The organism is Pedobacter steynii (assembly GCF_001721645.1).
Classification (GTDB): Bacteria; Bacteroidota; Bacteroidia; order Sphingobacteriales; family Sphingobacteriaceae; genus Pedobacter; species Pedobacter steynii_A.
In genome coordinates, this window is record NZ_CP017141.1 from 6,423,667 (window position 1) to 6,443,958 (window position 20,292).

Here is a 20,292-nt window from a genome sequence, read left to right on the forward strand (position 1 = left end):
CATGCAACTACCTCCCAGATACCGGTCAACTACCTCGCAACTACCTTCCAACCCCAGAGTCTGTACAGAGTGTCTTATACTGCAATAAGTTTACATACAGAAAGTAAATTACTGATTAGTGTTTACGTAGTTTTTTTGTTTTACTGATATAGGTTTACAATGATAAATTTTATTACTGATATAAGTTTACCCAAAAATGCTGATTTTCCTGTTTTGAGTTTACATAGGCAGTAAGGATTGTGTTTTTTGTTGTTTTGGAACGATATTCTCCACCATGTGAGTCAGCTGTGGGGTTTGGAATTCGCAACTGGAATGCATTCTTAAATTATTGTATTTATCCATAGCCAGTTCTACTGATACTTTCGCCTGGGCTACATTTTTAAAGGTCTTTTCCAACCCTAGTTCCATTTTCAGTATTCCATTCACTCTTTCTGCTATTGCATTATCATATGGACTGCCTGTCTGAGTCATACTGATTTGTATTCCATTGTCTTTAAGCATGGTCACATAGTCATCGCAACAATATTGAGTTCCTCTGTCTGAGTGATGAATAAGGGGTCTGTTTGGATACAATCTTCCTTTTAAGGCTAGATTTAATGCTTTAATACATCCGATTGCCTTTAAATCAGTCGCCAAATGATGACCTACGATCTTTCTTGAATAGGCATCTGTGATTAGTGATAAATAAAGAAAACAAGTACTGGTACGCAGATAAGTAATATCGCTTACCCATATTTCTTCAGCATGTATCGCTGGCCTGCGCTGCACCAGATCAGGATGAACTTTAAACCGGTGAAAAGAATTTGTTGTACGAACCCATTTCTTTTTTGTCTTGATCAACATTCCATTAGAACGTACGAATTCAAATACCGCATCTCTTCCCATAGTGATACCATGGGCCTGTAAAAAGCCATTATTGAGTTCTTTATACAACTTTATGCATCCTGTTTTAGGAAGCGCTTTACGGATCTCAATGATTTTTTCAAGTACAATATGCTCCTCCAGAAGATGCAATTCAACACTTTTTAGATGATTATACCAGGCTTGCCTGGTATAATCAAATGTGGCGCAAAGAAGAGCTATGCTATAGTATTTGCGGGTGCCTCTGAGTTCTGAGATCACTTGGTAGCAGCTTTTTTTTTAAGATCTGTACCATATTCCTCATTAGCAATGGCAATCACTTTTTCCAGCACGGCGACCTTCAGTTCTGATAAGGCCAGCCGCTTTTCCAGCTCTCTTCGTTCTTTAGCGCTGAAAGGCAGCTCTTCAGCTACGTTGACGGCTTCTGGCATAAGATGGTTATGATTACTTTTGTACCAAGATACGAATCTATAAACCGTATTGGGCGATAACCCATACTTACGTTCTATTTGAACCTGGCTAAAATCACCATCAAGATACTCTAAGGCGATCTGTACTCTAAGACTCTCGGAATGATTCCACTCTGTGCCTCCTTTTCTTTTGTTTGGACGTTCATTTTTCATACTCATTTTTCTCTCTTGAAAAACTTTCTTATGTAAACTCAGGGCAGGAACGGACAGAGGATCCCCGAAGCAATCCCGGCCCGCTTATCCGACCTGTAACACCAGCGCGCAAAAAATTATTTTCTTTTTTAAAGATTTAATCATAAAAAAACTATATTTGGCACTTAACTAAACCGCAGTACCATGATAGTATTTGCAGTCCGATTTAGGTTTTAAGCCGAGGACTCCCCTCCTTCCTTCAGTTAAATGATTCAGCATTACCTGCTGACAACGGTTTATTATTATCTCTTTTCCCTTATTTATGTCACATCAGCAAACAGCTTCAACAGGCAAGCTATCTCAAATTTTTACGCTTTTAAAACAGGCCTTAAAAGGCGAAGACCTTGATTTCACTCAAGGCAGCATTCGCCGTGCAGTGCTACTTCTGGCCATCCCGATGATGCTGGAAATGGCTATGGAATCCGTTTTTGCACTGGTAGACCTTTATTTTGTCGGCCACCTTCACAATAGCAGTCATGCGATACAAACGGTAGGACTAACAGAATCTGTACTCACCATTATTTACTCTCTGGCCATTGGAATGAGTATGGCAGCAACAGCCGTAGTTGCCAGACGCATCGGCGAGAAAAACCCGGAAGCAGCTGCAAAAGCAGGTGTTCAGGCCATCATTGTGGCTGTTGCCGTTAACCTGATTATCAGCATTGTCGGCTTCATTTACGCTTCAGACATTCTGTTGCTGATGGGTGCTTCTGCAGAAACAGCCGAACAAGGCACTCCTTTTGCGCGGATCATGATGGGCGGAAGTGTGATTATTGTTCTTCTCTTCCTTATCAACGGGATATTCCGTGGAGCCGGAAATGCGGCCATTGCCATGAAAAGTTTATGGATTGCCAATATTGCCAACATCATTTTATGTCCGATACTCATTAACGGCTTTGGCCCTATCCCTGCATTCGGATTAACAGGTGCTGCCATCGCTACGACTATTGGCCGGGGTATTGGTGTCTGTTATCAGGTGTATCATCTGGTTAGCGGAAAAAGCCTGCTTAAGGTTCACTTATCTTATTTCAAACCGCATTTTGAACAAATTAAAGCTTTGTTAAAAATTGCTACACCCGGTATCTTTCAGTTTATCATTGCCTCCTGCAGCTGGATTTTCCTGGCTCAGCTGGTGGCGACAACCGGAGGAGACCATGGTTCTGCAGGTTATCAGACGGCTTTAAGGCTGATGATGTTCTTTATGTTGCCCGCCTGGGGTATGAGCAATTCTGCGGCAACCCTTGTTGGTCAGAACCTCGGTGCCAAGCAACTTGACCGGGCAGAGCAATCCGTTATGAAAACTGCCAAATACATTGTAATCTATATGATCTCCGTGATGCTCTTTACTTTTATAGGAGGTTACTATTTCATTTCCTTCTTTACCAACGATAAGCAGGTACAGGAAGTAGCCCTTCAGGCATTACAGATCATGTGCCTTGGTTATATATTTTATGGAATCGGAATGGTTTTGATCAGCACCTTTAACGGTGCCGGTGATACCTGGACACCAACATGGGTTAACTTCTTTGGTTTCTGGTTGTTTCAGATTCCACTGGCGTTCTTATTGGCAAAACATTTTAATATGGGACCTACAGGTGTGTTTATCGCGATCCCTGTAGCCGAAACAGGAATTGCTATTGCAGGTTACATTCTGTTTAAAAAAGGCAGGTGGAAAACCATTAAGGTTTAATGCCTGTTTCGGAAGATTCAGGATCTTACTGGAAAAAGAAGCATGACCACTCAAAGGCTGGAATCTTTTGCGCTAAAAAGCGCAAAATTTCCTATGCCTTTCCCTGGAACGCATCTTTTTCTTGAAATTAAGTTCCCTGCATCCGGTTTCATTTCGCAATTTCAATATACCCATAAATAAGCATTGTGATACTGAGGGTCTATCCCGAAATTTGAGGGACAAATAATTATAAAGCGTATGCGAAAGACTTTCAGCAACTTAGTTCTGCCATTTGTTTTGCTTACATGGTCTTTCTCGGGCAATGTAAGTTATGCTCAGGAGAACAGTACAAATTCAGAAAAACATCATTTGGTGAAGTGGAATGTTGCGGCATTGGTGCTTAAAAACTACTCTTTTCAGTATGAGCAAGCTATTGGTAAGAAGACCGCTTTCGCGCTTGGCATCCGCTTTATGCCAAAATCAACTGTGCCATTTAGTTCCCTATTAAAAAATACAATTGATGATGATCAGACATGGGATCACATTAAAGGTTATAAAACGGGTAACTTCTCCATTACCCCTGAGTTTAGATATTACCTTGGAGAAAGTGTTTTTCAAGGGTTTTATATTGCCCCTTTTCTGAGGTATGCCAGATACAATGCTGATCTTCCTTTCACCTATGAGTATCATGGGAACGGCATTACCATAAAAGACGAGATGAACTTTAGCGGAGGGATAGATACCTTTACCGCAGGCGTGTTGTTTGGCGCACAATGGAATTTGGGTAAATCCATCTCCCTTGATTTATGGATTGCAGGACCAAATTACGGTGTTTCTTCCGGAAATATCTCCGCACAAAAAACGCTCAGCCCCAGGGAGCAGGAAGAACTGAAAAAGGTACTTGAGCATGATTTTGGAAACCTTCCCTTAGTAAAAACGAAAACCACCGTTGATGGCAATGGCGCCAATATAGATTTTGACGGTCCATGGGCAGGCTTAAGATCAGGATTGAGTATCGGATACAGGTTCTAAATTTTTCGGGATCCTTTAGATCATATTCTTCCTGCCGGGTTCGGGATGTCAGTGCAGGATTAATAAAAAAAACGAGAATCCTCTTTGAAGACATTCGAATATTTGCCCTTCAGCAAAGATTCGGGGATGAAAAGAGGGTTCTCGTTTTTTAAGTAAATCACTTAGGAATTACCCTATAGTTTCTTTTACTAATTTGGTATAAAAGTCGTTGAGTTTCATTCCTGCTGCTGCTACCTGCTGAGGAATAAAGCTGGTTGCTGTTTGTCCTGGAATGGTATTGATCTCAATGAAATAAAAATCACCTTCATCTTCCGTCAGGATAAAATCAATACGTACCACGCCGCTGCAGTTTAGTTTCAGGTATACATCTTTTGCAATCTGCTCTACCCTTGCTTTGGTTTCCGGTCTGATTGGTGCAGGAGTAGTTTCCGTTGCTACGCCAGGTGTATATTTTGCTTCAAAATCAAAAAACTCTTTCGCAGTTTCCACTTCTGTTGCCGGCAATACTGTAATTTTCCCATCCAGCTTCACCACTCCTACGGTAAACTCACGACCGGAAATAAACTCTTCAATCAGCAGCTGAGTATCTTCTTTGAAGGCTTTATCGATTGCGCTTTGCAGGTCTGCACCATGAGTAACCTTACTCATTCCGATACTGCTTCCACCGTTATTCGGTTTTACAAAATATGGGATTTTGAGGTCCTTTTTTATTTGCTCCAGGCTATATGCCGTGTTTTTAAAAATTTGCGCAGATTTAGCGATGTGAAGATTTTCGATCCCCTGAACGATTGCTTTGGTATATCCTTTATTCATAGTGATGGCCGAAGTGAGGGCATCGCAAGTGGTATATGGAAGGTTAAGCATGTCGAAATAGCCTTGTAATTTACCATCTTCACCCGGAGAACCATGAATGGCAATAAAAACGCCATCGAACATAATTTTCCTGCCTTTTATAGTCAGGGAGAAGTCGTTACGGTCGACTTCAATTTTTACAGAGTCTGCGGGTTCATAAAACCAACCTTGCTGGGTTAGCATAATTTTATAAACATCAAACTTGTCGGCATCCAGATTTTGGGCGATAGTGGCTGCACTTTTAACCGATACGACCCACTCACCTGTGGTACCACCGGTTAGTAATGCTAATGTTTTCTTCATTTTTAAGCGTGTTAAAACCTATTAAAAGTAATAAGTTAAATGTATGCACAAATATAAATTAGTTGGTGCAGATGTCATTTTAATTCCAATAAAATATTTTTTTAGCCTATTTTTGGGCAAAATACAATAAGAACGAAAAACACCTATGAGCAAATTCATATCTTACCTAAAGACGAAATCCTTTAGAAACAACTTTATTGCCGCAATTGTAACTGTAGTGGTGATTTTACTGGTTGCTTTCTTTAGTTTAAGATATTACACCAAACATGGTCAGGGATTAAATGTTCCGGTATTGAAGGGCCTCGCATTTACTCAGGCGGTTAGTAAACTCGAAGATCTGGGACTTCGTTATGAAGTAGACTCGGTATTTGTGATGGATTCGCCTCCGGGGATTGTGATTGATCAGGATCCTGAAGCCAATACTTTTGTAAAAGGCAACAGAACCATTTACTTAACCGTAAATGTAGCCATGGCACCTAACGTTAAGTTTCCTGATATAGAATTTAAGCCTTTGAGAGAAGCGCAGGCATTGATTGAAAATTACGGACTTAAACTTGGTGATACGACTTATAAATCTGATGTCAGCAGAGATGTAGTCCTTCAGGCATTATTTGGTGGACAACCACTTAAGGCGGGCGAGTCTTTACCTAAAGGCTCCAGAATTGACTTTGTGCTGGGTGACGGAAAGGGAAATGAAGAAGTTGACATTCCTTCGTTAATAGGGCTGACTAAAGATGAGGCTGTTTTTGCGCTAAAAAATGGCGCAATGCTTACTTTAGGAACAGTTACTTACGAAGGAGAGATTACAGACAGTGTAAATGCCGTTATTATCAGGCAGGATCCTTTCTTAACAGACTCTGTTTCGAAAGTAAAAATCGGCACACCAGTAAATATTACGTTATCCAATAAGAAATAACATTTACGATCATTTTATGACAAACGAAAACGAGAAAAGCTTTAAGACAAAAACGAAGGTAATATTAGCTGTATTGCTGGCTATATTGGTTGTTGGTGGTTATTATGGGTTACAATTTTATAAGGTTTACTTTGCACCAAACACAACAGGGAAAGAAAAATACCTGTATGTGAGAACCGGGCATAATATTGATGACCTGTTCCAGGAAATCCGACGTAAAGATATTTTAACAGACATTGGAACTTTTAGTCAGGCTGCAGCAAAAATGGACCTGAAGAGTGCATTAAAACCAGGTCGTTATAAAATTGCAAAAGGAATGACCAACCGTGGTCTGATCAATATGCTGAAAGCTGGAAATCAGGAACCGGTAAAGCTTAAATTCCAGAACATCAGAAAGAAAGAGAACTTTGCCGGATACCTGGCTAAGAACCTGGAATCAGACTCTCTTACCTTTATCAAGTTATTGGATTCTGCATCTCTAATTGAAAAATATGGTTTCAACAAAGACAACAGTTATACCATGTTTATCCCAAATACTTACGAATTGTACTGGAATACCTCCCCTTCTGAGTTCTTTGAGAAAATGCAGAAAGAATATGAAAAATTCTGGAATGACTCCCGTAAGGCTAAAGCCGCAGCATTAAACCTTAGCCCGATTCAGGTTTCAATTTTAGCGTCTATCGTAGACTCTGAGGCCTTGTACGATAAAGAGATGCCAATCATTGCGGGGCTTTACTTAAACCGTCTGAAAAAAGGAATTTTACTTCAGGCAGATCCAACGGTGATCTTTGCCAATGATGATTTTACGGTTAAAAGGGTAACTAATTCTCTTTTACAGGTTCAATCGAGATACAATACTTATAAGTATGCAGGATTGCCTCCGGGACCAATCATGATGCCAAGTATAAATGCAATTGATGCGGTATTAAACAAGGACAACAACAACTACATCTATATGTGTGCAAAGGAGGATTTCTCCGGCTATCATAATTTTGCGGTTACGGTTCAGGAACATGAAATCAACGCCAAAAAATATAGAGAAGCCTTAAACAAACGCAACATTTACAAATAAGGATGTATACACACAGCACTAAAGTCAGGGTACGTTACGGAGAAACGGATCAGATGGGATACGTATATTATGGCAATTATGCAGAGTATTACGAAGTTGCCCGTGTAGAAATGCTTCGTAGTCTGGGAATGGATTATGCAGGGATGGAAAGCAGCGGGGTAATGATGCCGGTTCTGGAGCTGAACTGCAAATACATCAAGCCGGCACTTTACGATCAGGAGCTGACCATTAAAACCACCATCCATGAGCTTCCGGGTATACGCATACATTTCGTGTATGAATTGTTCAACGATGCTGACGAACTGATCAATATCGGAAAAACGACCTTGGTATTTGTAGACATGGAAAAGAATAAACCATGCTCGCCTCCTGAAAACTTCATGGAAAAGTTAAAAGTATTTTTTAATTAAATTTGATAGATGGAGTGGGTACATAGGCAACTATTAAAAATCAGGATTTATGCTTTGTTTATAGACTGGACCAAAGTATGTGTACTTCCAGGTTTTAGTCCGCTGCCGCTTTATACCATCGCTTCGTTTTTCTTTAAGGAGATCGGGAAGGATTCTTTAGTCAATAAGGCCTCTTCTCTTGCCTATAATTTTATGCTGGCTTTATTTCCTGCCATCATCTTTCTGTTTACTTTAATTCCGTTTATTCCAAGGCGTATAGGCTTCCAGAAACAGCTGATGGATTTCATTGTGCTGATCCTGCCGGCCGATGCTTATAGAGCCTTTGAGACCACTTTAAATGAAATTGTAAACAAGCCTAACCGGGGATTGTTATCCTTTGGTTTTTTCCTTTCTCTATTTTTCGCTACAAATGGCGTGCATAGTCTGATGATGGCCTTTAACAAGTCATCCCTGATTATAGAAACGAGGACCTGGTTAAAGCAACGCTTAATTGCAATACTGCTGACCATCGCGATTGCGCTTTCTGTGATCATTTGTATCGTGGCGATGACCATCGGAGAGGTTGCTTTAAATTACATTGATGATGAACTGAACATCAAAGGAAACTTCATTGCTTACCTCATTCAGTTAACCCGCTGGTCGCTCCTTGGGATTCTGTATTTTGTGACCATCTCGATTTTATACAAATACGGACCCGCACATGCAAAAAAATGGAGATTCTTTAGCGCAGGTTCCTGCCTGTCTACAATCCTGGCATTTTTAACGATCTGGGGATTCTCTTTTTATATCAATAATTTCAGTTCTTACAATAAAGTATATGGTTCAATTAGTACTTTAATTGTGCTGATGATCTGGCTTTATTTAAATTCTTTGATCTTATTGGTGGGATTTGAGCTCAATGCGAGTGTAGATTTGTCGAAAAGAAGTGTAAAAATCATCCGTCCGAACTTCAATATGTTCAAAAATACACCGCCTAACCCGGGGAATTCAGAAAGATAAAAAATTTTTCTAACTCATCTTTAAGGGCTTATCAAGTTTTCGTTAAATTATCTGATTCTGAATTTGCAGAATCAAGCGGTATTTGTACTTTTGTCGCGGAGAGTTGGCAGAGTGGTCGATTGCGGCAGTCTTGAAAACTGTTGACTTGTCAAAGGGTCCGCGGGTTCGAATCCCCCACTCTCCGCCAAGGTATCAAAACCTACAAAAATCCTGCAAATCGAAAGATTAGCAGGATTTTTTGTTTTAATTGAACTCCAAAATGCTCATTAATTTCCATATAGTTGGTGAGTGATTCGGTGAGTACATCTTGGACTTGTAAAAACTCACCGAACAGACAATACCAAGTCGACATTAAACAATGTTAAAAAAACAAACATCTAATCTTTAACATAGTCGTTTCATTTAGACTACCGACTTATATCAATGGATTCACTACACAGAGAATCAATGTCCAAACCAACTAAATAGATTATTGCGTTAGAAATCAGATCTGCGTTTACTTCAGCCATAAAGTTCAATAGGATTAGAAACCATACATACCGCCCGAAACTGATATTTGCTCACCAGTGATCCAACCCGCATCATCAGATGCGAGAAATACCGCGGCTTTCGCAATATCTTCGGGCTGGCCTCTTCGGCCAAGTGGTGTATTGGCAATAAACATTTTTTCATAATCACTTCCGGCGGTTACACCCGCACTGGTTGCACCTTCTGTTTCTGTGGCGCCAGGTAAAACTGAATTGATCCGAACCTTTTTTGCACCCAGTTCTTTTGACAAAGCGATAGTGAAGGCGTCTAGTGCAGCCTTAGTTGCAGAGTACAATGAAGCATTCGGAAGTGGATATTTACTTGCTCCCGAACTAATATTAATGATGTTGCCGCCCTCATCACCAAAAAGTTTCAATGCTGCCTGAATAGTCAATATTGGCCCTAACACATTGACATTAAAACTCTGGTGAAATGCCTCTACCGAAATCTGCTCAATAGGTGCGTAACCCTGTGATACTGCATTGTTAACTAAAACATTTAATGTGCCGTAGGCTTTTTCCGTTTCTTCAAACAGCCTAATCACGTCAGCTGCTTTAGATACATCTGCCTGCACGGCGATGGCTGTGCCTCCATTATCTATTATGGCTTTCACCACTTTTTCTGCGCCTTCTTTACTTGAGGCATAATTCACCACAACTTTTGCGCCTTCTGCAGCAAAATGTTTCGCTATGGCTGCGCCTATTCCTTTTGAAGCACCGGTAACAACCGCCACTTTATTTATTAATCTTTCCATTTCGAATTATTTTTTTATTTAGATAAATAGGTCATGCCACCATCAACAAGGAGTTCAGCACCCAACATGAATGAAGAATCATCAGAGGCCAGGAATACCGCTGTTTTACCGATATCAGACGGATGGCCTATCCTGCCAATTGGCATTACACTAGCAAAGTGAGTTTTTAAAGCTTCGATTTGCTCCGCAGGCACGAATTTGTCAAATGCCGGCGTATCAGTTGTACCCGGCGTAATTACGTTTACTCTTATTTTTCTATCTATAAGGTCATTTGAAAACGCTTTTGCCAGATAGATCACTGCTGCTTTTGCGGCACCATAAAGTCCAAATGAAGGGTAGGCACGATGTGCTGCATTTGATCCGATCAGAATAACAGAACCTCCATCATTCATATAAGGCAGCGCTTTTTGCACAGTGAAGTAAACACTTTTTAAGTTCAGGTCCACGGTGTTGTCAAAGTCGGCTTCGGTCGTATCTGCTACGGTTCCGGTAGTTCCAGCCCCCGCGTTCGCAACAACCACGTCTATCTTACCGAATTTTTCAGCGGTTTCCTTAAAAACGCGCTCCAGATCGGCTAGGTCGGTTACATCTGCGTTGATGGCTATAAAATCATCACCAAGCTGTGCCGCAGCGCTTGCCAGGGTTTCCTTGTTTCTGCCAACAATGGTTCCTACTACGTTTTCATTTTTGAAGGCTTCCGCAATACCAAAACCAATACCACTATTACCGCCTGTAATTACAGCGACTTTATTTTTTAACTTATTCATGATTTTTATGATTTAATTAACATATCCAAAAATGCAGTGTCGTAACGGGCTGAATCTTGACTTAAGTCATTAAATACACTTGATAAAAATCAATTTATTTTAAGGAATTCTTTCTTATCCTGCTTAAAGTCTCGGGAGATAATCCCAGATAAGATGCGATCATGGCTTGTGGAAAGCGCTGTAGAAAATGTGGATACTCATTAACCAATTCCTGGAAACGCTCTTCGCCTGATTGGCTTATGGCAGACTGCATCCTTTTCTGTGCTGCAATGGTGTAATTTTGACCTATAACGTTTTGCATTGCCGCAAAAGCGGGAATAGGCTTAATAAACTCATCCACTAGCGCATTCGTTATCTGGAGAATTTCCATATCCTCCAATGCCTGGATATTAAACCGACTTGGTGTTAATTGGTAAAAGCTTTCAAAATCGTTCAACCACCAGTTCTCGACACTTAATTTTAGAATATGTTCGTGCCCTTTTTCATCAACTGTAAACGTTCTGGCCGAGCCTTTTACGATAAACCCGGTATATTTACATACATCCCCTTCTTGTAGAAAATATTGTCGTTTTTTTAGTTTCTTTGACTTGAAGTGCATCATAAAGACTTGCTTCTCATCAGCTGAAAGCACTTTGCCAGAAAGTTTCTCAACATAATCAAAGAGCGGTGTAAATTCGGACATCATATAAATAGCTATAGAAATAAGGTCAAAAATAGCCTTTTTTCACCTTAGTTCTATAGTCTTCTGTCACTTGTTAAAAACCGGTCGATGGCACTTAAAATCATCGTTTAACCAGAGAACCAGTACGCCGGAAGAAGCCGGAGAACGCATCGCCAAATACGCGCTGATCGACCCGAACGAGTCTACTGGTAAATATTTCAGCTAAGAATATTTACCAGACATAGTTTGTACCTGGTAATCAGCTAAAAGTCTGACGAAATTCCAGTGGTGATAAATTCGTCTTCTTTTTGAAAAGCGTGCTAAAGGATTGCGCGTGCTCAAAGCCCAAGGCATAAGCGATCTCGCTGACCGAAAGACTGGTCGTGGAAAGTTTTTCTTTGGCTTTCGCGATCAGTTTTTCATGAATATGCTGCTGTGTGTTCTGCCCGGTATGAACCCGAAGCAGGTCACTCAGGTAGTTCGGCGACAGGTTCATCTGCGCAGCAATATATTGTACCGTGAGCAAACCCTCTACGTCGCTGTTAAAATAGTCATCTATCAACTGCCCGAACCTGGTCAGCAGCGCTGAATTATTATTCTTGCGGGTCAAAAACTGCCGCTCATAAAAACGGTTGGAGTATTTTAGCAGGCTCTCGATCTGCGTCAGAATGATCTCCTGGGTATGCTTATCGATACGCTGGCACTCCTTATCAATTTTATGGAGGATCGTGATCAGGTCATCTTCTTCCTCGGCCGACAGGTGTAGCGCTTCGTTAACTGCGTAATCGAAAAAACCGTATTGATGAATGCTATTCGCCAGCTTATGCTGTAACAGGAAGTCCGGGTGAAAGATCAGGAGATAACCGGACCCGCATTCCATATTTTGCAGGTCCAGTTGTTGCACCTGGTTAGGCGCAGTAAAACTCAATACTCCTTTATCATAATCATAATGCTGCTGTCCGTACCTGATCTTGCCTTTGGCCTCGCGTTTGAGCGCCACGCAATAAAAGCGGTTAACGAAACCTTTCCAGATCTCGTCTTCCAAAAAAACACTTTCTGCGAGATTGATCACGCTCACCAGCGGATGGCGAGGTTCTGTTAAGGAAAGCAAACGGTGAAATTCCGATATGGAGTTAATGGCGTTCATAAACAAAACTAATCAATTAAGCCCATACTGAACTCATCATAAGGCGCGCCGGTATCTGTACCTAAAGGCACGATGCTTTCCAGTTGTGATAGATCCGCCTGAGTTAATACAATAGTTGTTGCCGCAATGTTTTGCTCCAGGTACTTCCGGCGTTTCGTTCCCGGGATCGGCAGGATGCCTTTGCTCATGATCCAGGCCAAAGCCAGCTGCGAAGAAGTGACCTGCCTGGCTTCAGCCATTACTTCTATAGCTTTCACCAATTCAATATTCTTGTCGAACTGTACGCCCTGGAAACGCGGGATTGCCCTGCGAAAATCATTCTCAGGCAGATCATCGATGCTTTTGATCTCTCCAGATAAGAATCCACGGCCCAGCGGTGAGTAAGCTACAAAACCAATACCCAGTTCCTTTAAAGTTGCCAAAACCCCGCGTTCTTCCACCGTCCTCTCGAACAAAGAGTACTCGCTTTGTACGGCAGTGATCGGGTGCACGGCATGCGCCCGCTTAACCGTTTCAGACGAAACTTCAGACAAACCGATATAACCCACTTTACCTTCTTGAACCAGCTGAGCCATCGCCTCAACCGTTTCCTCGATCGGCGTATTTTTATCCAGGCGGTGCAGGTAATACAGATCAATGTAATCCGTATTCAGATTTTTGAGCGAACGCTCCAAAGATTTCTTTACATAATCTTTCTTGCCATTGATGGCCCAGGTTACCTTATTGTTATCATCGATCTCCCAGCCAAACTTGCTCGCCAAAATATACTGATCACGTTTACCACTGATCGCTTTAGCGATCAACTGTTCATTCTTTAGCGGTCCGTACAGATCGGCAGTATCTAAAAAATTACCGCCTAACTCAAGCGAACGTTGGATCGTCGCGATGGCTTCCTGCTCATCCGCAGGACCATACATATGCGCCTTTTCAAAACCCGTCATGCCCATACAGCCCAGGCCGATCACAGGCAGAACTAAACCCTGGCTGCCCAATGCTATTTGTTTTATTTCCATGATCCAAAGGTCGGTAAGCCAAATCGCGTGCATGTATGCAAACCCCTGAAGCTTGTAAGCAAATCAAGGATTGATTTTTAAACGTCTATAAACCTTTCGACTTATGGGAGGATCTGACTTACTATGAAATAGAGTTATAACATTACCGTCTAAAAGAAAAGCCATGCTTTAGGAGAAAGATAACCCACGATCAGTGAGTGATTCGGTGAGTCGCCAATCACAAACCATCCAGACACCATATTAAAGCAGGATTTTAACCTGGGGTACAATTCCCCCACTCTCCGCCAAGGTATCAAAATATGCTCAGTTTTTCATCCTGTAGATGAGCGATTCGGTATATGTAAGGCTTTTTGTGATCATTCATTCTCTTCCGCTTAAAGAGCTACATTTCTTATCCTTATTAACTTACCACTCAGTTCATCGGTAAGAATGTATAATTTACCCATAGGACTTTGCGTCACTTTTCGCATTCTTACTCTATCATCTGTAAAAAGTTCTTCAGCGCTTTTTATATTTTCCCCTTCTATTACCATGCGCCATAAGCTACCTTTTGATAATCCTGCAACAAGTAAGTTTCCTTTCCACGCTGCAAACTCATTTCCCGAATAAAAATGTAATCCGGTAGGTGCTACAGTTTGTAACCAAGACCATACAGGGTCTGTATACTCATTACCAGGGATAGGTTTTGGTGCAAATTCTGCAAAGCGGTACTTCCCCGTGGTTTTCATAGGCCAACCATAATTCGCTTTTGCTTTCAGCACATTAATTTCGTCCCCTTGATGTGTACCATGTTCTGTAAACCAGATTTTATTGGTAGTTGTATCAAGCGTTATACCCTGTGCTGCCCTGATTCCTATAGCATATAATCCTGGACTTGCTTTGCTTCCAAAATCTGGGTTGTCTTTTGGAATGGTTCCATCAGAGTTAATTCGATAAATTTTCCCTCTTCTATCTTCAATATTCTGAGCAATGGGAATTGCAGGCTGATCTTGCTCAGAAAATAATCTTTCCCCGATAGTAAAATATAATTTTCCATCTTTACCAAAAACCATTCCACCTCCATAGTGATACCGCTCTTTTGTATAAGGTTCTGCTACAAAAAGCACTTTAATTTGCTGTAAAGTTTCATTTTCTAATACTGCTCTTATAATCTTAGTAGTTCTATTATTAGAACTTAAAGCAACGTAGGATAAGTAAACATATTTATTTGTTTTAAAATCCGGGTCTAACAGAACCTCAAATTTACCTGTGTTGTCTCCAAAGCCAGTAATGCTATCATCTAGGTCGGCTGGATAACCTTGTATCTTAGTCTTTTCTTTAGTCAAGAGGTTAACTTTTACAAGATCTCCTTCTTTCTCAGAGATGAGTGCTTCGTCTTCTGACATAAAAGCGATGCTCCAAGGGCGTTTTAAACCTTCTACAATGATTTCTTTTTTTGGCAGGATAGCATTTACATTAAAGATTTTATGTGGTGTTCTCGTCGAAACTTTATCGGCAATAAACCAGCCTTCATTGGTTTTCATCAAATTGAAATAATCAGTAAACAGATCTCTTTCCGTACTAATTTCTACTTTTGCACTACCCATATTGTTGGTAATATCGATAGCAACTATGCTGGTTTTTAAATTCTTAGTACGCTCATGAAGTTTGAATAAGCTGAGATACTGATTTCTGGTAAATGTGATAAATTTACCATTGTTATAATTCTTTAACTGACAAGAAGGATGCATTGCCCCGCCCAATTTAGTAGTGTCTCCAGTTGCCCAGCCATCGAAATAGCGTTGTATTGTATTTTCTATTAATTGCCTTTCAGTCGGCTGATTTTGGGAAAATCCGGAGAAAAAAAAGGCGACTATTACAATGATAGTCAGAATTACATTTTTCATAAAAGTGTTTTGATAATTAGTGAAATTTTTACTTGTTGTTCAAATTTGCACTGTACTTTTATGATCAGGGTCTTGTAATTTAAATCTAGTAGTACGATTTTATAAATCTGGAGTGTTTAACTGCTGATAAACACTGGGCGTTGCCCCCTTCATTTTTTTGAACGCCGCAAAGAAAGTAGATTTTGCATTAAATCCCACTTCATCCGCTACTGCTTCAATAGTAAGGTTTGTATTACTTAATAATAGTTTACAAGCTTCATTTATTCGGTACTCGTTAATAAACAGTGTAAAATTCTTATCAATACTTTCATTTAGAATTTGCGAAAGTTGATGGCCAGAAATGTTAATCGCTTTGGCCAGGTCTGATACTTTCAAGTTTGGATTTTTAAAAAGCTCTTTCTCAGTCATTACTTTGGTTAGCCTGGAGATGATTTGCTTCACTTCTTCATCATCCAGCTTTTTGTCGGCATATTTCTGAACAGAGAAAGCAGACAGATCGTTTGTTTTCTTTCGGTAAAGCAATGTAAATACCACCAAATAAAGAATTAAAGAAAAGAATACAGCCGCACCTATATAGCTACCCTTGGTAATATTCAGGATTGCCCAAACATAGGATGCAAAAAGTACCAGCACCCCACAATAAATGGTTAATATCCACTTTTCAAAAGTCTTTAGTTCTTCTTTATGAAATAATCTTTTTACTATTGGCAACAAGAAAAACGCTGAAAAAACAATATAAATACCCCATTGAAAATAAATGAGAGGAATGATATAGTTCCACCATAAGGGAGCAAAATATTCATAAGGATAAATAGTGCCGATTACTACAATCAGTACCAACCAACCTACAAGTTGCCATAACCACAAACCAGGTAACCTTCTAATTTTTCTAGCTTCCGTTTTGATGAAAAAATACAAAAACGGTCCGATAAAAAGACACGCTGTTAGTCCAAGTTGAAGGTAAATTCGAGGTAAACTATTGTCAAAAAAATAGACAACCGATTTTCCGATCCTGATACTCAATACCACTAACAGGGCTCCTAAAAGATAATTAGACAAATGTTTTTTAGTCGTAAAGAAGATAAAATAAACACCTAATATGAGTGCGTTAAATGCGCCCAAAAAACTAAAAAAGAATAATATTTTCTCGCCAAAGCTCATATTAATGTTTAAAACTATTTTACTTTCAAAACTTTACTTACTTCATCTACAATAGATCCGCTACCGTATCCCTTTGGGCTATAGTGCGGATTTTGGATGATTGTGCTGCTACAGGGAGGTAGGCAACAGTTACCAGAATAATTAGTTTAGAGAATATCTTTAATAACGCCATTTTTCATTTTCAATCAACAACTTCAAATGTAAATATTTGGAAGGTATAAAAATGCGTAGGATTTATTATTTTATCGTTACTAATTCCTATATCGGTGTATAGCATTTGCAGCTAAAACGTACAAAGAAAAGGCGAGTGATTCGCTGAGTCAATAATCACAAACCTCTTCGACACCATATAAAGCGGGATTTTAACCTGGAGTACAGCTCCCCCTCTCTCCCTATTTACGTATCACAGTAAATGGTAATAAAGAAGAAATAAAGATACTGAACATCTTCTTAAACCATTTAAAGATCAAAGTTTATGAAGCGCAAACCCCGTGATTCGAACGATACTCTCCTACTTATAAAAGGAGGTTATTGTACTGGCATTCTTAATTTTCTTTGTTCTTTAAAAGGAAAAAATAGAATAAATAAACTCCCAACCAGACTCCTGCTACCGTTGCATAAATATCATTTACGTCGAATGTAAGCCCCGTTCCCTTTTGTGTCATTTCGTGTAGAAGAAATCCCACTAAACCAATAATTGTAAATGCAAATAACAATAATAGTTTGAACTTTTTTGAAATCGTTTTGTCAGATGAGCTTTGTGCTAAAATAATTATAGCTATTGCAACTGACATGAAACCTAAAGGCGCAAGAAAATTGGGAAGCCACCCTAGTATTTCACTAAGCAATCCATACTTTCTTTGTCCATATATTGGCCTTAACAAAGTCCTTATCAATTCACTTGTTATAAAAATTAAAGCTGGAAGAAAAAAAATCACTTTACTTTTTTGCTGCATATTGGCTGAAATTTATAGACTCAATTTTTTAATTTCCCTGCTCTTCCAGGCTACATCGATTCATCGGGCTTTTCGCAGCATAGGTCGTAAAACAGGCGAATTTCCAGATTGAATCGTTCCGATAACCTCGAAACCGTGACGCTTATATAACGAAATATTCTTTGGGTTAGAGGATTCAATCATTAGCGCGGAGCCCACACCGGCGCCTTGGTGCGCAGGATCAACACCAATCATTGGTAAATACCAATGTGGCTCGGTCGGATGAAATTTATCCATTTGCTCAAAGATTCCCTGCATATGACCCTTTTACGATTCGGATTCCATTAAATCGGCATTTGGTAATTATGGCCCGATCGATGCTGTGATACTTCGTTATTTTCTATTCATTTTTATTTTCTTGTGTTTATGAAATAATTCAGTACAGCTTTTAGCATAACCAAAATAGATTTCTTCTCCGAAGTCTTCTAAGTTTATTAAATTAAACTTCATTTTAGTTTTTATAGTTGGTATTTTAATTAGCTCACCTTTATCCATATCATAATAATTCCAATTTCCAATATAATCTGCAGTTAAAAGATTAGCACTAGACTCACCACTTCCGTCATTAGCGGCATTCCCAAATTCATATCTACTCATACCGATTAATTGTATTTTCTTTGTTTTAGTGTTATATCTAAACTGATTTTTATAACCAGCACGCATCCAATCGTTAAAAAATTCAAAACCGTTTTTTGTTTCAACAACACCTGACATTAAATTCAAAATCTCAATAGGTTTGCTTGATATTGGATTGTAATTTTTTGTGGATAATTTACAAACGATTGTATATTTTGTTGAGTCAACATATACAGTATCTATTATGCCATCATGATCAACATCTTTTAATAATTTGTTTTGCCCAAAAACAACTAATTGAATTAATAGAAGAATTAATGTTACTACTGATTTTTTCATGTATTTTTCTGTTTATCTTCAATTATTAATTCGTTTTATTAAAGCTATTTCGCATTTAAATTTGACTTGAAATACCTGAATTTTAAATCCTCTTTATTCCCCGTCCGTGTTCCATTATACAATTCAAGAGCTATAGTATTCTCATCCACCCAGATCAAATTATTAATTGACCAGTCTTTGGTATAATAATTAAGAGAAGGTGTTATTCCTTTTAACCCGATTCCTGTTGAAACATTGAATAAAAAAATTTCTGCTCTATATTCATAATAGTTTCCATAATCAGGGCCATCATATGATGAACAAACTATTAGTTGATTACACGATGGAGAAAGTAGCATCTTTAATATTCCTGCATCATAGGTCGAAGGCATTAACATTTTTCTATTTGTATTCCTTTCTGCCAGGTAAGTTTCATAAATTTCTTTACGCTCGTGAATTACATAAAGACCTGAACCACTGATAAATTGTCCGGAATCCAAAACGCAACTTGCTTTATATTTCCCTTTGTAAGATTGAAACTCATTCTTCGATATTTTAGTAAGATTTAATTCCCGGCCACTACGTAAAGAGTCATTATACAACGTCAGTGAACCAACAGCTGTTTTTCTTTCTATTTTGTCATTCATATTGTCTTTCTTCAATGCGTCAGAAATAACAATTGCTGCGTCAGCACCTACTTTTAGATTATCATTTGTTAAATAGCTTGCAATTAAAAAAATGAACCCAATTTGTAATTTCGAAGTCTTCATGTCTTTAATTTTCTTTGACAAACTGATGCCCGTTAAATTTTAAATAGAAAATACTTGGTTCGCTATTGTAGCCTTCACCTATTAGTGTTGTTAATTTTACATTGGCCATTTTATCTTTTGAATAATCTCCTTGACCATCTACAGCATATTTCAGTGGAGATGGAACTGAGGGATGTCCCAGAAAACTAGTTAAAACCTGTATTTTAGCGTCGAATTCAAATTCTCTGTTACATAAATTCAGATAGGGTCGGTTAACAAAAATTGGATTATCTGCGATTAAATAATCACCCTTAATCTCAATAACATATGCTATGCCCTGATAACAATTACCGTCACCAGCCTCTACTCCAATTAACAAGTATAAATTACGGGATTGGCTTTTGAGACGATATATTTTGAAAAAATCGCAATTAATCTTTGAAGATAGATTGTAGGCAAAAATTTTGCCGTATGCATTTTTCCATTGAATAACAGGATGTGTAATTAATCTCCTCGTTCCGCCACAATCATAACCAAAATTGTAAATTTTAATGGCTGTTTTGTCCTTGCACTCTGCAGACAACTTTAAACCGAGATTCTGATAATAAATTGACGAATAATTGTTGCCTACCATTAAATTCACCACCTTATTTGCCGTTACCTTGCAAAGGCTATCGATATTATAGTCAGAGTTTTCTGCATAAACAAAATTTCTGGCAAAGCTGATGTTCTTTTTGATCTGTCCGGTCAGTTTTTTCTGGTAATTATTCTTCTGCCCAACACTAATTATCGATAGAAAAAGTAGAAGTGTCAATAAAAAAACTGTTTTCATATTTATTATCTTTCCCAACAGATTGAACATACTTAAAAATAAGCTTATTATTTGGCAGTTTATTCGACAATTATTATTCGCCCAAAAGCAGCATATATTTGATGATTCTTGACTATCATTCGTAATGAA

21 protein-coding genes and 1 tRNA gene are annotated in these 20,292 nt (G+C 39.0%); 7 read left to right on the forward strand and 15 right to left on the reverse strand.

From position 1 onward, the window contains the following. Positions 1-219: 219 nt before the first annotated feature. On the reverse strand, positions 220-1,122 hold the full coding sequence (locus tag BFS30_RS26650; RefSeq protein WP_157262844.1) for an IS3 family transposase: 903 nt from the start codon (positions 1,120-1,122) through the stop codon (positions 220-222). Then, entirely contained in the window at positions 1,119-1,484 is a 366-nt protein-coding gene (locus tag BFS30_RS26655) for a helix-turn-helix domain-containing protein (protein ID WP_069377809.1), read from the reverse strand. The genes BFS30_RS26650 and BFS30_RS26655 overlap by 4 nt, the downstream gene beginning before the upstream one ends. 301 nt (positions 1,485-1,785) lie before the next feature. Here BFS30_RS26655 and BFS30_RS26660 point away from each other — a divergent pair, with 301 nt between their 5' ends. Together BFS30_RS26660 and BFS30_RS26665 are read left to right on the forward strand one after the other, a co-directional pair. After that, positions 1,786-3,213, forward strand: a complete 1,428-nt coding sequence (locus BFS30_RS26660; protein WP_069382088.1) for an MATE family efflux transporter — start codon at positions 1,786-1,788, stop codon at positions 3,211-3,213. Between the two features lie 237 nt (positions 3,214-3,450). Then, positions 3,451-4,224, forward strand: coding sequence for a DUF3575 domain-containing protein (locus BFS30_RS26665; RefSeq protein WP_069382089.1), 774 nt, complete (start codon positions 3,451-3,453; stop codon positions 4,222-4,224). A 168-nt stretch (positions 4,225-4,392) separates the two neighbouring features. Here the strand turns inward: BFS30_RS26665 and BFS30_RS26670 are convergent, their stop codons facing one another. Next, entirely contained in the window at positions 4,393-5,379 is a 987-nt protein-coding gene (locus BFS30_RS26670) for a D-alanine--D-alanine ligase (RefSeq protein WP_069382090.1), read from the reverse strand. 145 nt (positions 5,380-5,524) lie between these two features. Between BFS30_RS26670 and BFS30_RS26675 the strand changes: the two genes are divergently transcribed. From BFS30_RS26675 to BFS30_RS26695, 5 genes are all read left to right on the forward strand, one after another. Next, positions 5,525-6,295 carry a PASTA domain-containing protein gene (locus tag BFS30_RS26675; RefSeq protein ID WP_069382091.1) on the forward strand — a complete coding sequence of 257 codons (771 nt, stop codon included), beginning with the start codon at positions 5,525-5,527 and terminating at the stop codon, positions 6,293-6,295. 16 nt (positions 6,296-6,311) lie between these two features. Continuing rightward, complete coding sequence (mltG, locus tag BFS30_RS26680) at positions 6,312-7,367, forward strand: endolytic transglycosylase MltG (RefSeq protein ID WP_069382092.1); 1,056 nt, start codon at positions 6,312-6,314, stop codon at positions 7,365-7,367. 2 nt (positions 7,368-7,369) lie between these two features. Continuing rightward, positions 7,370-7,777: an acyl-CoA thioesterase gene (locus tag BFS30_RS26685; protein WP_069382093.1), complete on the forward strand. Its 408-nt coding sequence runs from the start codon at positions 7,370-7,372 to the stop codon at positions 7,775-7,777. Between the two features lie 9 nt (positions 7,778-7,786). Next, entirely contained in the window at positions 7,787-8,776 is a 990-nt protein-coding gene (locus BFS30_RS26690) for a YihY/virulence factor BrkB family protein (RefSeq protein ID WP_069382094.1), read from the forward strand. Between the two features lie 97 nt (positions 8,777-8,873). Then, positions 8,874-8,963 (forward strand) — tRNA-Ser (locus BFS30_RS26695). Positions 8,964-9,299: 336 nt separating this feature from the next. On the opposite strand, the gene BFS30_RS26700 is transcribed toward BFS30_RS26695, so the two are convergent. From BFS30_RS26700 to BFS30_RS26755, 12 genes are all read right to left on the reverse strand, one after another. Continuing rightward, positions 9,300-10,058, reverse strand: coding sequence for an SDR family NAD(P)-dependent oxidoreductase (locus BFS30_RS26700; protein WP_069382095.1), 759 nt, complete (start codon positions 10,056-10,058; stop codon positions 9,300-9,302). Positions 10,059-10,072: 14 nt separating this feature from the next. After that, positions 10,073-10,825 (reverse strand): SDR family NAD(P)-dependent oxidoreductase, encoded by a 753-nt coding sequence (locus BFS30_RS26705; RefSeq protein ID WP_069382096.1) that lies wholly within the window; start codon positions 10,823-10,825, stop codon positions 10,073-10,075. Positions 10,826-10,919: 94 nt separating this feature from the next. Further along, on the reverse strand, positions 10,920-11,510 hold the full coding sequence (locus tag BFS30_RS26710; RefSeq protein ID WP_083252258.1) for a Crp/Fnr family transcriptional regulator: 591 nt from the start codon (positions 11,508-11,510) through the stop codon (positions 10,920-10,922). Positions 11,511-11,745: 235 nt separating this feature from the next. Then, entirely contained in the window at positions 11,746-12,633 is an 888-nt protein-coding gene (locus tag BFS30_RS26715; RefSeq protein WP_069382097.1) for a helix-turn-helix domain-containing protein, read from the reverse strand. Between the two features lie 8 nt (positions 12,634-12,641). Then, positions 12,642-13,679: an aldo/keto reductase gene (locus tag BFS30_RS26720; RefSeq protein ID WP_237028673.1), complete on the reverse strand. Its 1,038-nt coding sequence runs from the start codon at positions 13,677-13,679 to the stop codon at positions 12,642-12,644. A gap of 341 nt (positions 13,680-14,020) precedes the next feature. Continuing rightward, complete coding sequence (locus BFS30_RS26725) at positions 14,021-15,532, reverse strand: PQQ-dependent sugar dehydrogenase (protein ID WP_069382098.1); 1,512 nt, start codon at positions 15,530-15,532, stop codon at positions 14,021-14,023. Between the two features lie 99 nt (positions 15,533-15,631). Continuing rightward, positions 15,632-16,591 (reverse strand): AraC family transcriptional regulator, encoded by a 960-nt coding sequence (locus BFS30_RS26730; RefSeq protein WP_208603012.1) that lies wholly within the window; start codon positions 16,589-16,591, stop codon positions 15,632-15,634. A 647-nt stretch (positions 16,592-17,238) separates the two neighbouring features. Next, positions 17,239-17,649 carry a hypothetical protein gene (locus tag BFS30_RS26735; RefSeq protein WP_069382100.1) on the reverse strand — a complete coding sequence of 137 codons (411 nt, stop codon included), beginning with the start codon at positions 17,647-17,649 and terminating at the stop codon, positions 17,239-17,241. Positions 17,650-17,709: 60 nt separating this feature from the next. After that, entirely contained in the window at positions 17,710-17,946 is a 237-nt protein-coding gene (locus BFS30_RS26740) for a GNAT family N-acetyltransferase (protein WP_335645345.1), read from the reverse strand. Between the two features lie 75 nt (positions 17,947-18,021). Further along, on the reverse strand, positions 18,022-18,603 hold the full coding sequence (locus BFS30_RS26745; protein ID WP_069382101.1) for a hypothetical protein: 582 nt from the start codon (positions 18,601-18,603) through the stop codon (positions 18,022-18,024). A gap of 44 nt (positions 18,604-18,647) precedes the next feature. Then, on the reverse strand, positions 18,648-19,352 hold the full coding sequence (locus BFS30_RS26750) for a hypothetical protein (RefSeq protein ID WP_083252259.1): 705 nt from the start codon (positions 19,350-19,352) through the stop codon (positions 18,648-18,650). Between the two features lie 4 nt (positions 19,353-19,356). Further along, the gene (locus BFS30_RS26755) at positions 19,357-20,163 is read right to left on the reverse strand and encodes a hypothetical protein (RefSeq protein WP_157263065.1); all 807 of its coding nucleotides are present in this window, start codon (positions 20,161-20,163) and stop codon (positions 19,357-19,359) included. Between the last annotated feature and the right edge of the window lie 129 nt (positions 20,164-20,292).

What these genes read in the sequence shown, in the direction of transcription:
- BFS30_RS26660 (WP_069382088.1), top strand. Translation starts at nt 1,786, where the DNA reads ATGTCACATCAGCAAACAGCTTCAACAGGCAAGCTATCTCAAATTTTT.
- BFS30_RS26735 (WP_069382100.1), bottom strand. Translation starts at nt 17,649, where the DNA reads ATGCAGCAAAAAAGTAAAGTGATTTTTTTTCTTCCAGCTTTAATTTTT.
- BFS30_RS26715 (WP_069382097.1), bottom strand. Translation starts at nt 12,633, where the DNA reads ATGAACGCCATTAACTCCATATCGGAATTTCACCGTTTGCTTTCCTTA.
- BFS30_RS26740 (WP_335645345.1), bottom strand. Translation starts at nt 17,946, where the DNA reads ATGCAGGGAATCTTTGAGCAAATGGATAAATTTCATCCGACCGAGCCA.
- BFS30_RS26685 (WP_069382093.1), top strand. Translation starts at nt 7,370, where the DNA reads ATGTATACACACAGCACTAAAGTCAGGGTACGTTACGGAGAAACGGAT.
- mltG (WP_069382092.1), top strand. Translation starts at nt 6,312, where the DNA reads ATGACAAACGAAAACGAGAAAAGCTTTAAGACAAAAACGAAGGTAATA.
- BFS30_RS26710 (WP_083252258.1), bottom strand. Translation starts at nt 11,510, where the DNA reads ATGATGTCCGAATTTACACCGCTCTTTGATTATGTTGAGAAACTTTCT.
- BFS30_RS26655 (WP_069377809.1), bottom strand. Translation starts at nt 1,484, where the DNA reads ATGAAAAATGAACGTCCAAACAAAAGAAAAGGAGGCACAGAGTGGAAT.
- BFS30_RS26755 (WP_157263065.1), bottom strand. Translation starts at nt 20,163, where the DNA reads ATGAAAACAGTTTTTTTATTGACACTTCTACTTTTTCTATCGATAATT.
- BFS30_RS26665 (WP_069382089.1), top strand. Translation starts at nt 3,451, where the DNA reads ATGCGAAAGACTTTCAGCAACTTAGTTCTGCCATTTGTTTTGCTTACA.
- BFS30_RS26700 (WP_069382095.1), bottom strand. Translation starts at nt 10,058, where the DNA reads ATGGAAAGATTAATAAATAAAGTGGCGGTTGTTACCGGTGCTTCAAAA.
- BFS30_RS26675 (WP_069382091.1), top strand. Translation starts at nt 5,525, where the DNA reads ATGAGCAAATTCATATCTTACCTAAAGACGAAATCCTTTAGAAACAAC.
- BFS30_RS26690 (WP_069382094.1), top strand. Translation starts at nt 7,787, where the DNA reads ATGGAGTGGGTACATAGGCAACTATTAAAAATCAGGATTTATGCTTTG.
- BFS30_RS26720 (WP_237028673.1), bottom strand. Translation starts at nt 13,679, where the DNA reads ATGCACGCGATTTGGCTTACCGACCTTTGGATCATGGAAATAAAACAA.
- BFS30_RS26670 (WP_069382090.1), bottom strand. Translation starts at nt 5,379, where the DNA reads ATGAAGAAAACATTAGCATTACTAACCGGTGGTACCACAGGTGAGTGG.
- BFS30_RS26705 (WP_069382096.1), bottom strand. Translation starts at nt 10,825, where the DNA reads ATGAATAAGTTAAAAAATAAAGTCGCTGTAATTACAGGCGGTAATAGT.
- BFS30_RS26745 (WP_069382101.1), bottom strand. Translation starts at nt 18,603, where the DNA reads ATGAAAAAATCAGTAGTAACATTAATTCTTCTATTAATTCAATTAGTT.
- BFS30_RS26750 (WP_083252259.1), bottom strand. Translation starts at nt 19,352, where the DNA reads ATGAAGACTTCGAAATTACAAATTGGGTTCATTTTTTTAATTGCAAGC.
- BFS30_RS26725 (WP_069382098.1), bottom strand. Translation starts at nt 15,532, where the DNA reads ATGAAAAATGTAATTCTGACTATCATTGTAATAGTCGCCTTTTTTTTC.